The 12,677-nt window shown below is 41.6% G+C and carries 9 protein-coding genes and 1 tRNA gene; 1 reads left to right on the top strand and 9 read right to left on the bottom strand.

Annotated features, from left to right (window positions below; all coding sequences use genetic code 11):
* Window positions 1–581: 581 nt before the first annotated feature.
* Entirely contained in the window at window positions 582–1,958 is a 1,377-nt protein-coding gene (locus tag ACO4PX_RS04675; RefSeq protein ID WP_308580418.1) for an FAD-dependent oxidoreductase, read from the bottom strand.
* A 287-nt stretch (window positions 1,959–2,245) separates the two neighbouring features.
* Between ACO4PX_RS04675 and ACO4PX_RS04670 the strand changes: the two genes are divergently transcribed.
* Window positions 2,246–2,698, top strand: coding sequence for a hypothetical protein (locus ACO4PX_RS04670; protein WP_455016978.1), 453 nt, complete (start codon window positions 2,246–2,248; stop codon window positions 2,696–2,698).
* A gap of 170 nt (window positions 2,699–2,868) precedes the next feature.
* Here ACO4PX_RS04670 and ACO4PX_RS04665 read toward each other — a convergent pair whose 3' ends face one another.
* The 8 genes from ACO4PX_RS04665 to ACO4PX_RS04630 all read right to left on the bottom strand — a co-directional run.
* The gene (locus ACO4PX_RS04665; RefSeq protein ID WP_485571715.1) at window positions 2,869–4,200 is read right to left on the bottom strand and encodes a UvrD-helicase domain-containing protein; all 1,332 of its coding nucleotides are present in this window, start codon (window positions 4,198–4,200) and stop codon (window positions 2,869–2,871) included.
* Window positions 4,201–4,307: 107 nt separating this feature from the next.
* Window positions 4,308–5,246: a DNA-directed RNA polymerase subunit alpha gene (locus tag ACO4PX_RS04660; RefSeq protein ID WP_314343854.1), complete on the bottom strand. Its 939-nt coding sequence runs from the start codon at window positions 5,244–5,246 to the stop codon at window positions 4,308–4,310.
* A 97-nt stretch (window positions 5,247–5,343) separates the two neighbouring features.
* A complete protein-coding gene (locus ACO4PX_RS04655) occupies window positions 5,344–5,625 on the bottom strand; it encodes a helix-turn-helix transcriptional regulator (protein WP_183684521.1) in 282 nt (93 codons plus the stop codon).
* A gap of 86 nt (window positions 5,626–5,711) precedes the next feature.
* A tRNA-Thr gene (locus ACO4PX_RS04650) sits at window positions 5,712–5,784 on the bottom strand.
* Window positions 5,785–5,978: 194 nt separating this feature from the next.
* Window positions 5,979–7,184, bottom strand: a complete 1,206-nt coding sequence (gene trpB, locus ACO4PX_RS04645; RefSeq protein WP_485571717.1) for a tryptophan synthase subunit beta — start codon at window positions 7,182–7,184, stop codon at window positions 5,979–5,981.
* 763 nt (window positions 7,185–7,947) lie between these two features.
* Window positions 7,948–9,288: an ATP-binding protein gene (locus ACO4PX_RS04640; RefSeq protein WP_472445734.1), complete on the bottom strand. Its 1,341-nt coding sequence runs from the start codon at window positions 9,286–9,288 to the stop codon at window positions 7,948–7,950.
* A 201-nt stretch (window positions 9,289–9,489) separates the two neighbouring features.
* The gene (locus ACO4PX_RS04635) at window positions 9,490–10,869 is read right to left on the bottom strand and encodes an RNA-binding domain-containing protein (protein WP_485571713.1); all 1,380 of its coding nucleotides are present in this window, start codon (window positions 10,867–10,869) and stop codon (window positions 9,490–9,492) included.
* A gap of 226 nt (window positions 10,870–11,095) precedes the next feature.
* A partial coding sequence (locus ACO4PX_RS04630; RefSeq protein WP_485571711.1) for a DUF7604 domain-containing protein occupies window positions 11,096–12,677 on the bottom strand: 1,582 nt, incomplete at its 5' end.

Here is a 12,677-nt window from a genome sequence, read left to right as displayed (position 1 = left end):
CTTTTCCTGCAAAATCTTGAATATGAATTGCCATTTTTTTCCTTCCTCTTCTATTTGTAGATAGGTAAAATAACCATCGCTAGATTATTTATCGGCGAAGCCGGAAATTTATATAATGAATTTCTTTCGAATTTCCGCCCTCCTTTTCAAAAAAATTCAGCAAGTCCCGGAATACCTTCCGACTCTCCAAAAAGTCATTTCTTATCTCTTTCATCTCCATAGAAACTAATAAGCATTTGCTATTATTGAGTCCGTTTTATCACCCTATTGAAATGTCATAATACATCCATACAAACAAGATGTCTAAAGCATTACGAGAACATCTTTAAAAGAAAAAAGAAACTCCCTTCGAAGTTTCCTCTTTCTTTACCCCTTCATTCCTTTTTCATTCATAATATCAGGAGGTTCCTTATGTATTACGAAAATTATAGCTATGTTGCAAAGGTCGGTACACAAATCATGCGTTTCGCCACCGAGGAAGAATATTTAGAATATATTGCCGAAGAACAGGACTAAAGCAACGAAGCCGCCGCAAAAGTCAATAAGTTGTAGCGCATCTTTATAATGAATACAGCAATCACTTACCCCAGAAGATCGTTAAAAGCTTCCGTCATCGTAGGATGTGTATAAATCTGAGACGCCAGCACATTTGCCGGAATCTTCTGATCCATAGCCAGCTTAATCAGATTAATCATTTCATAGCTTTCCGGACAATAAAGATGAGCACCTAGGATAAGATTGCTTCCTTCTTCAATAATCACCTTCAGCAGACCGGCGGTCTGACGCAAAACCTGAGCCTTGGGAATAGCCGCTACCGGAAGCTTTGCTACTCGATACTGCTTGCCCTGTGCCTTTGCTTCTTCCTCCGTAATTCCCACTCTGGAAAATGCCGGTGTCAGGAATACGGAATAGGGGATAGCCCCTCTGTTTTCCGTGCTTCGAAGAGCAGTTCCCTCTCCCTTAGCTTCCTGCTCTAAAGCTGCCTTTACGATACGGAAGTCGTCTAAAGAAATATAAGTAAACTGCAGGCCCCCGGTCACATCTCCCATGGCAAAGATATGAGGCACCTTGGTTCTTAGGGAAGAATCTACAGGGATGGCTCCTCTTTCTGTCAGGGAAAGACCTGCCTTTTCCAACGCCAGGTTCTCTACGTTTGGCTTTCTTCCTGTTGCCACAAGGATGGCATCTGCGGTAATGGTCTTCCCCTCTCCGCCCTGCTGGAACAGAATCAGACTTTCCTCTTCCTTATCCTGAATTTCCTGCACAGTTACGCCCTTACACAGGGTAATCCCCAGCTTCTCCATGTTCTCTTCAATAGCCTTAGCCATTTCCCGGTCTTCTCTTGGGATAAAGTCCATAGTATCCTGTAGAATGGTTACAGTAGATCCAAAATTCTGATAGTAAGAAGCAAACTCCAAGCCGATATAGCCCCCGCCGATAATCACAAGGTTTTTAGGCAGAGTATCCAACTCCATCATGCTTTCACTGGTATATACTCTCTTAGAGCTTTCTACTCCGGCAATCTTTGGGATAATGGTCTTAGCTCCGGTGTTAACAAAGATACGCTCTCCCCGGATTTCCTCATCTCCTTTAGCACTTTCCACCAGAATACGGTGTTCATCCAGGAAAGAGGCTCTGCCGTCAATGACCTCCACACCGGCCCCCTGTACCTTTTCCAGATTCTTTCCTCTCAGGAAATGGGTCAGTCTTCTCTTCTCCTCAATAGCCTTCTGATAACGCTCCGCCTTCTCGGAGAATTCTCCCCCCAGTGCAGCGGACTCTCTGGCGCTATTCTCTAAAGACTTTGAAGGAATACAAGCCACGTTAATGCAGGTACCTCCATAACGAAGGGGATTTTCCTCGATTAAAACCGTCTTCTCCCCCTTTTTAGCCAGATAGCCTGCCAATGTTTTTCCGGCCTTACCAAATCCAATAATAATGTTTTGTACTTCCCTCATGTTCATCCTTTTCCTTTCTTTTCTCGTATCCATTCTTGATTTCCAGTTTAAATCATCAGACTTAAGCAATGGCAAAACTATAGCACAAAAACCAGGCTTTGTTTTTCAATTCTTTAGAAAAATTTTCTAAAAGGAATGTAAAAATCTAAAGGAAAAAAGAAATGTCTTGTCTTTTTAGTGCAGAAATCTAAAATTAGGGTATAATACAAAAGACACTTAGTTGTAACAAACTATTTTTATAGTATAGAGTCCATAGAATCAGCAATGAAAAGGAGAAAAAAATTTCCATGTTTTACCAGTTAGTCCATGAAAATGATGCTTCCTTCCGAATTCGTTTAGGAGTAAGCCGGATTACTTCTCAGGAGGAAGAAATCTTAAGTCAAATATTAGCCAGTCACCCCCAGATTTCCGGAATTCAGATTTATCCTGCAACATCAGGCATTCGAATTTTTTTTAAAGGCTCTAAACAGGCAATTTTAGAAAGCCTTCGTAAGATTCCCTATAGCAATGTCCGTTTTCTGGCAGAACAGCTTCCCAAGCAGGATAGTATCTATGTTCATCTTCTCCCTTCCAGTCAGGAAATTGTTCAAGAATTTCGCGGGAATAAGAAGATGAATCCGAAGTTAAAGCAGAAGCTTGGCACTGAAGTCATTATTGAAGCTTTGGTGGATAAATTTCTGCCCGAACCGCTGAATCTGGCCTATCACGCCTTCCAGCTTTTGCTTCTTTCCAAGGCTTAAACCGCTTACACTTTAGCTCATAGCTTAAAGCTTGCATTCACAATTTCTTGTCTTGCATCAACGGTAGTGGTTAAAAACAAGATGTCTCAAGCTTCGCCTGAGCCACTTGTTAAGAATAAAAAATCCCCTCTTCCTATCCTAAGCGCCCGGCCCTAAAGGCTACAGGGAAGCTAAGGCTCCGGAAAGGGGATTTCTTTTAGCTCTTCCATATTGTAAAGACTATCGCAAAACCACTGCTCCTCCCCTTTTCCTTCCAGGAAAATGAGGGCATGCTTTGCTCTTGTTACTGCCACATATTCCAAACTGGTATACTTGGATCTGGCTTCCGCACAGCTGTTTCCGCCGGTTTCCATCAAAATCACAATATTCGAATTTAAGCCCTTGGCAGCATGGGCATCCAAAACCATATGATCCAACGAAGCTTCCGAAAAGCCAAAGGGTTTCAGGACTTCTTTGTAATCTGCTTCTTTCTCCTTGTCATTGGATAAAATCAGAAAATCTCTGTCTCGTAAATCCGGATAAGAGTTTAACAGTTTCCCCATCAAATCCTGTAGAGCTCTTAGACTCTCCTTTTCCGAAGGATAGTGGAAAACACCGTGGAGAGGAGAATTTTGCAAAAACTCGGGCCTTTGGCAAGCCTTCATATCATGATAGGCGGGCATTCTCTTCCGAAAATGTCGATTAATCCATTCCACCAACTCCGCATTGGAACGATAATTCTCATTGAGGTAGAGGACCTTCACATTCCGCTTTTTCTCCATGCGCCGCTTCATTTGGAAGAAAACCTGTCGTTCCGCTTCCTCCTCCTGATAGATGGTTTGTCTGGGATCTCCCACCATAAAAAGGCAATTATGCCGCATTTTCCCCTTCTTATCCGTGGACAGAAGGAGAAGAATGTCCAGCTGGGTCTGGTTCAAATCCTGTAATTCATCCGCGTAAATCTTGGTAAAATCCCGTCGTAAAATCTGCAGAAGCTTGGGATTCTCTTTCAATATTCTATAGCATTGTTCCTCCAAAGGCATAAAAGAATATTCTGATTCCGTAGACTTAAGTTCCGTAGATTTTTGCACTGCTTTTCGGATTTCCTGTAGGCAGGCATTTTTTTCCACCTCACCAATGTACTGTTCCCTCTTCCAAGCTTTCTGAAAATGCTCCTTTACATGAATAACATAGAGGCAAAAGTCTCGGAAAGTGGTGATATGCATACTGTCAATGCCATATACCTTTCGCTTTAAACGATGACTCATTTCTTTGTTAATCGCAATTTCCCGATACAAATGCTTTTTTATCTTTTGTTTAAATTCCGCTACCGCCTCATCCGTAAAGGCCAGCAAAAGAAAATGGGAAAGCCTTTCACCGCCCATAATCTGATTTAATATTCTTTTTGAAAGAAGGGTGGTCTTCCCTGTCCCCGGGCCCGCCACAATGAAAAGGTTATCCTCAGCCTCCCGGATGTATTCCCTCTTCCTTTGCTCAGTCCAAAATTGCTTTCTTCTTTCCATCCATTTTCTTCTCCAAGAATCTTGGCCTTAAATTTTCCTCGCTATCATACCATAGAATTTTAAAAAAGGGTAAAAAAATAGGGCATCGCAAAGCGATGCCCATACTATTAATCCGCCTTGGAAGACAGGAACAATCCCATACTTTCCAACTTATTTAAAATCTCATCCAAAGACTTTCTTCCCATGTTTCTCACCTTCATCAGGTCATCCATGGTCTTGGCACAAAGGTCTTCTACCGTATTGATTCCCGCTCTCTTTAAGCAGTTGTAGGAACGAACACTGAGCTCCAGCTCATCAATGCTCTTGTTCAACTCGTCCCTTCCTGCCTCCTGACTGGAAACAGCAGCACCCTGCTCCTTTGCAGAGGTATCCATGTGCATAAAGAGCTGCAAATGGGTCTGTAGGATACGAGCTGCCAAAGATACGGCCTCCTCCGGCATCATGGTCCGGTCGGTAGTCACATCCAGAATCAAACGCTCTGTATTCCCCTGCTCTTCCACGAAGACATTCACCTTCTTTACAGGAGAATAAATTGCATCTACCGCAATCACGCCGATAGCAAGATCGCTGTGATCTCTGGTGTTGGCTCCATCATAGCCCTTTCCCTTGCTGACCTTCATTTCCATATAAATCTTGGCATCCTTACCGGATAAATGTGCTAAGACAAGGTCAGGATTCATGATTTCCACTTCGGAACTCACCTTAATATCGGAAGCTTTGACTACGCCCTCTCCCATGTAATCCACATAGGCCATCACAGGCTCCTCTCCGCTACCGGTATAACGAAGTGCCAGATTCTTCAAATTCATAATGATTTCGGATACGTCTTCCTTTACCCCGGGAATAGAAGAAAATTCATGATAGACACTATCCAGCTTTACTTCACTGACAGCAGATCCGGGCATAGAAGAAAGCAGAATTCTTCTTAAGGAATTCCCGAGAACCGTAGCCTCTCCCTTTGCTAAAGAATCACAAACGAAACGAGCATATCCCTGCTCCTCTACAAACTCTTTCACTTCCAAGACTGGTTTCATTATGTTTTCCATTCCACACTCCTACTAATCGCTTCTTTACTGAACCTATCTATTATACCTATTTTTCTCAAAATTTCGAGTAGTTTTCTGTAATTCCTTAAAATAAATTTTATGCCGCCAGGTGTTTGTCCTTTTCCAGGCTGTCTCCGGACTTCCTCACCAAAATCTCCTCCATGGGCACTTCCAGGAGCACACTCAATGCAAACATATTGTCTAAGCTGGGCAAAGCCTTCCCCTGCTGCCACTTATACACGGCCTGTGGCTCTAAGAAGCCCATAAACAGGGCAACATCTTTTACCTTCAAGCCCTTTTCCTTCCGTAATCGCTCAATGTTTTTCCCGGTGGCAAAAACGTCTATTACGGGATATTCCACGTTAATCTTTGCTTCCATAACGAACTCCCTCCTGTAAAAATGAGAAAAACCCTGATAAAAAATCAGCGGAAGCTGAACAAGCCAGTCTTCCGCAGTTAAGAAAAAGCTGATGACGGGAATCGGACCCGTGACCTCCGCACTACCAATGCGACGCACTACCGACTGTGCTACATCAGCGCATCCTGAATAAATTCAGAACATTGCTAAAATACCATAAAGCAGTAGAACTGTCAATCAGTTTTTTTCACTTTTTTGCTTTGCTTCTCTTAGTTTTACCGAAATGAATTTCACTGAAATCCATTTCACCGAAATCGATTTCACTAAAATATTTTTAACTATAATCCCCTTAAATCTTGTCTGTCACTCCTATTTTATCTAATTCCGTATCTCTCCAGGATATAGTCCATATCCTTATCTCCTCTTCCGGAAAGGTTGATAAGGATTGAGCCCTTATTCATCTGCTTAGCCAGCTTCATGCCGTAAGCCACCGCGTGGGAGCTTTCAATGGCGGGAATGATTCCTTCCATTCTGGAAAGGGTGAAGAAGGCATCAATGGTCTCCTCATCATTGACCACATCGTACTTCACTCTGCCAAGGTCATGTAAGAAGGCATGCTCAGGACCGGAGGATGGGTAGTCCAAACCACTGGCAACGGAATATACAGGTGCCGGCTCACCCTTTTCGTCCTTTAACATAATACTGTTAAAGCCGTGCATAACTCCCTCTTCTCCGTAGGTAAGGCTGGCTGCATGGTCACCAAGAGCTGTACCTCTTCCCAAAGGCTCCACACCGTAGATGGTTACAGGGTCATTTAAGAAGCCGGAGAAAAGTCCCATGGCATTGGAACCGCCGCCCACGCAGGCTACGATGGCATCCGGCAGTTCTCTCGTCATTTCCAGGAACTGCTCTCTGGCTTCGATGCCCACAATACTCTGAAAATCTCTTACCATCATGGGGAAAGGATGAGGCCCAACCACGGATCCGATACAATAGATAGCATCCTTATACTCCTTCATATACGCGGCAAATGCAGCGTCCACCGCCTCCTTCAAAGTAGCCAAGCCTTCTTTAACTTCCACCACTCTTGCTCCCAGAATCTTCATTCTGGCTACGTTTGGAGCCTGCTTCTTGATGTCCACAGCCCCCATATAGATATCACATTCCATACCGAAGTAAGCTGCTGCGGTAGCCAAGGCCACACCGTGCTGTCCTGCACCGGTCTCCGCAATCACCTTCTTCTTACCCATGTACTTTGCCAGAAGTACCTCACCCATGCAGTGATTTAACTTATGGGCACCGGTATGATTTAAGTCCTCACGCTTTACATAAAGCTGTACTCCGGTGTTGATCTTCTCGGAGAGTCTTTCCAAATGGGATATGGGTGTAGGTCTTCCCTGAAATTCCTTACGGATTCTTCTTAATTCCGCAATAAACTTTCTGGACTTGGAAATCGTTTCATAGGCATGGTTGATTTCCTCCATGGCCTTCTTTAATTCCTCGGGGATATAGGCTCCGCCATACTTTCCGAAATAGCCATTGGCATCCGGGTAGTTCTTTAAGTAAGTTTCAAAATCCACATTGTTTAACTTCATAGTTCTTTCCTCCTCTTTCTCTCCTGCCTTTAGCAGACGGTAAATGGTGAATTTCTTTGCCAAGGAGTTGAGGGTATTTACGGAATCGTTCGCAGTTCGTGATGTCTCGGTAAATACAAAAGTCCTCGGCAAAGAATTTATCTTTGCCAAGGACGAATAAGATTCAATTTATCCGCGGTGCCACCTTGTTTCACAGCTTCTGCCGTGCCGCTTAGCAGGATACAAACATATCCCCGGGAACTCACGCATCCCTACGCGTTGCAGAATACTCCGGAAGTTCCGTTTCCCTGCACCCTCAGTGGTCCATTTGACAATTTGTTTCTTACCCGATTCTCAGCATCGCGGGTTCTCTGTAAAGGCATCATTGCCGTTATCTCCACCTCAACGGTTTTCGATATTCAGTTATGCAGAAAATTTACATGGAAAAGAACTATATGTCAAGTTGGATATTATTACAAAATTTTTACTAATTTCCTTTACATTCTATAAATAGCTTCATTTCCATATGACAATAAATAAGCTCTTTGGTTGGAAGCAATGTTAAGACAGCCTTCTGAAAGGTTTAAAACGTAATCAACTACCGCTCTAAGCAGATTGAAAACGCAATGAACTACCGTTTTAAGCAGATCGAAAGTAGCAAAAACTACCGTTTTAAGCGGATTGAAAGTAGCAAAAACTACCGTTTTAAACAGATTAAAAATGCCACAAACTACCGTTTTTAGAAGATTAAAAGCAGAAAAAGTATATCTTATAAAAATGGAAGCATATATACCGGAATATAGTTGATTCCATTCTCCCACTTATAATCCTTAGTATGAACCAGATATTTATTGGCTATACGGCTTCTAAACTTGTCACAAAATTGGTCCAATGATTTGTGGCATCTGTAATTTCCCGACTTCACCTCTATAGGACAAATCTTGTTTCCTGTCGAAATTAGAAAGTCTATTTCATATAAATGATTGGACGAATGGCTTCCCATTGTGTAATAGAACAAGTTGTTTCCCTTAGCAACAAGCATCTGCGCAACAGCATTTTCATATACATACCCTAAATTGGCTTCCAGTTTATCGGAAAGCAGCTTGTTGTAAATGACATTCTCAATATAATTCTTATCTCTGAATGCAAGGGTCACAAACAATCCAACATCAGAAGTAAATAACTTGTATTTTCCCACATCCTTTTCTAATGCCATGCCAACCCCGGGATTATTTGCATGATATGCTATATTAACCGTGTAAGAACTTAAAATATCCGGCAACAGGTCACGAACCCGCTCCGACCGTGTTCCTTCTCTCGCATTCGATAATATATATCGCGATGCATTACTGCTTAGATTTGCAGGAATAGCATCATATATATCGCCGGCTAGTCCTGAAGCATCAATCTTTGTAAAATCTTCTTCATAAAGGTCCACTATTGCCCTTTTAATCTCATCTACTGCTTGCAAGTTATTCTTTTCCAGATATGTTTCTACAGCCTGAGGCATTCCCCCGATCAGCATATATAATCTGAAAATTCTCATAAGATTTCTATGAATTGCATTCCCAGCAGGCCTCTTTTTTTCCAAAAGTATCTTGATTGTTTCGATAGAAACTTCATCTCCGATCGCCCATAAAAATTCTTCAAAATCCATCGGATACATAGAGATTTTATGTTCTTCACTCGGAATCAAAATATCCTTTGTATTCTTCTTAATCGAGAGTAAAGAACCTGTCTCAATATATTTATATCTACCATCTGCAACAAGATACTTGATGGCCTGTCTCGCTTTAGGGAGCAACTGAACTTCATCAAAAATAATGACTGACTCTTTCTCATATAATTTGGTACCGCTTAATTGCTGCAACTGTAAAAAGAAAAAATCCAAATCATAAGTGTCTTCAAATAAATCTTTTATGCTTTTACTTACATGAGCAAAATCTAGCATGATATAGGATTTGAACTCTTTTTTCGCAAATTCTTCTACTATTGTAGATTTACCGACTCTTCGTGCTCCCTTGATTAACAATGCATATTTATCGCTGCGATTCTCTTTCCATTCAAGAATTTCTCTATATATTTTTCTTGCAAATACAGATTTTTTCATACTGAAGTCCACCTTTCCAAAGAAAGTATATCGCAAATCCCCTTTCAATGAAAGCTAAATTCTACGCAAATCCCCATTCAAGGAATACTAAACTCTACGCAAATCCCCACTTAAAGAAGGATAAATGTAGCAGTCAATATAAGTAGACACACAAAATTGTAGTAATCAAGAAAAACGAAGCACTTAATAGCATCACCTTCTTCAATTCGGCAAGCGAAAACTCTTCTTCTCACCTCTTCCTTCAATCACAATCAGGCCTTCCTCCTGCATCTCTCGACTTAACAAGTAGGCTCTTGTCTTTCGAATCTGCAGGAGTTCCTGTAGCTCCTTCTCTCTCATGCTCTTATGTTCTTCAAGATACGAGAGCACGGTTTTTTTCTGTAAGGAGAGCGGTTTATAGATGCTTTGCCGTTCCATAAGAAAACCGGGGTTTATTTCCTTAGGAAAGGGAAGATAGGAACAAGAATGCTTTGCTTTCTTGTCCTTCTCGTTCTCTTTCGGCTCACTATTTCTATTGGGTAAGATTACTTTAAAAGTGTTAGAAGTAATGATAAACTCCGGTTTTTGATCGCAGTCTTTATATGCTCGATACATCTTTCCAATTCCCGTACCATAGGACTCTATCAATTTTAATCGGAGGCAAAGCTCTGCCAGCTTTTTATTTCTGGGTAGAGAAATCCCATTGCAAATATCTTCTTTACTCAGCCCTGCCAGTAAGCCCCCAAGAGAAATGAATTCCATACAAGCATCATTTGCATTGATAATGATGCTTCCACTAAAGCTATAATCTCTATGGATCATAGCGTTCAACAAAGCTTCTCGCAAAGCTTCTTCCGGATAGTCTGTTAAGTCAATTCTTTCTAAGCCTGAAAATCTCCCCGCAGTTCGATTCACCAGCTGTAAATAGGCATAGCACTCCTCTAATTGTCGAAATATGGATCCTGAAAATTCCCTTCTATCCTTGAATATACTTTTGTCCTCTCCGTCAAATACGGCAATCTTCAGGGTATGCTGACATTGATCCGAAAGAAGCCATGCCAGATTGGTAAATTGCTTATCCTCAGGATTCAGAAGGCCTAAGGAAGTAAACTTTTCTTCTGACAAAGGAAGTTCCCTCTTCTGAAAGCTCTCTTTCATTGCCGAAAAAGTCAATTCTTGATTCATTGCCCGAAGCTCTTCAAATACATCTCCATCTGCATCTTTTATCATCCTCCGAATCTGTTCTGAAGATGCTTGCGCTGTAGAGGCTCCCTGTCTTACATATACCCCTGTCGGTTTCAAGCCTTTTTTCTTAATGTAGTAAGGTTTATAACTTCCCTCTCCCACGTGAATTTCAATTACATTATCCTCTCGTAATACATATCGAATGAACATGGTTATATCCGGAGCAATAGAGTCCCTTATGCCATTAGTAAGGCGAGTGTAGTTTTCATCAATATTCTCAAGACCTACAGCAAAGCCTTGGTCATTAATGCCTAAGTACAAGACACCTCCTCCGGTATTAGCAAAGGCAATAACGGTTTTATAGACATCCTCTGTAAATTGCTCTTTATATTCTCTTTTTTCACTTTCATATTCCACGGAATCACCTCCTTTGTTCCCTATTATAATCGCTTTTCCACTATTATTCAATCATAAAAATGAATATTCATATTCATGATTTTTAAAAAAGTGAAAACGAGATATCACACACTACGCGTGCGATATCTCGTTAAGTATCAAAAAATCCCCGGACAATACTCTTTTCAGAGTATCTGTCCGAGGACTTTTTACACTACTTATTATTACTTACAGAGCCTATGTTTCTTTAGACTTCTTCTTTCTTCTTCATGCCGAAAGCAATCGCTCCGGAGAAGAGAATAAATGCTGTGAAGACCATAGCAAGTGGTCTTGCTTCCTCCACAACTCCTGTCGGAGAAATGGGGTCTTTCACATTTCTAAACTGAATAACTTGCATTGAACCATCCGCGTTTCTTCCCAATAGTTTTTTCTTGGTGAAGCGGAAGCCCTGGGCATCAGTTGCTTGTTCTAAAACATAACCTGTGCTTACCGAAGGTAGGTATCCGGAAGGATTCTCGCCTGCCATATAGTAATAAGTCTTTGGCAACAAGAATTCCATAGCCTGATTATGCTTCAAGTTAAAACTGATAGTTGCAGTTCCAGGATCGAAGCTGATAGCACTCTTTGTTACTGCAGGAAAATCTGCTTTAATGGAATCAAAATCACTCTGTGTAATAGGCTGATTCTCTGTCTTAAAAAGCTTTAATCGGAAGGGGAAAACTTGATTTTTATCAGCCATTTCTCCACTTACCTGCTTTTCAATTCGAAGAACCTGTCTATCCTCCCGTTCATAGGTATTCTGCACGTTGATTTGTTTTGTTTCATTCTTACCCATGCTTACAGTAGCAATATCGTAGTTTCCGGAAGTGACTTTGCTATCGTCTCCGGCAATGGCAGTAATTGCCATTTTCTTAAAATGAAGCTGTGATCCTCCAATGACAGGATTCTGTCCGGAAGCACTAATAGCTTCTTCCACCTGATACTTTCTGCCGGGAATAAGACCGTTAATGCTTAAGACATACTGTTTCTTTCCACCCTGCATTGTTGCTTGTAAAGTTCCTGCACCTGTAGGATTTTCCGGTGTTAAATTTTTACCGGTTCCGGACAATTTGGTTCCATTTAACTCTTCTGAAACAAGATATCCCAAAGCAGTACTGGTAGCGGACTTTGTCATCGAAAAGCGCTTTACTTCTCGATAATTGGTACTTCCGGGAATCTGCTCCTTCAAGATGAAAGAAGTATTCTTTAAAAGCTCCAACTCTTCGGAAGAACTGTTCGTTCCCACGAAAGACTTTACAATTCTAAGAGTGGCCGGTTCAATCTGAACTACAGGCTTTTGGTATTTATTCTGTGGTGTGTCGGGATTATCTTTCCCCTTAAACCTACGATATTGGAGATAGGCGCCTTCGTTAGAATAAAAGCCGTCTTTTTGGGAAGATGTATGGAAAGTTTCCTCCGGTGTCATTTGATAAAGATACCACTGGTCTGTTCTTAGGTCTCCCAGCTTTACAGTTGAGGTACTATCCGGAGTCCTTGTCCCGGAGATATTCGAACCATTGACATTATCCAGGTAACCAATATCATTTGTTCCGGCTTTAATCTGCCTTTCCGTCTCCTTGTCAAAGTAGTCCATAAAGTTCTTCTGGTACTTCTCATAGGCCTTAACAGTAGGCTTAACATTAACCGTTAATCGGATTTCATAGCCTGCCGGGAAACTGAAGTTCTCTGTACCAATCTTTAAGCTGAGTGTCTGATTTCCCGCATCATAAACCGGTCCTACTTCCAAAAAGTTATTATTATGCCAGTATCCAAAGCCCAAAAATCCCGAG

This window comes from Oribacterium sp. (assembly GCF_057249185.1).
Note: the sequence above shows the minus strand (reverse complement) of the source record. Positions and strands in the feature narration are given on the sequence as shown.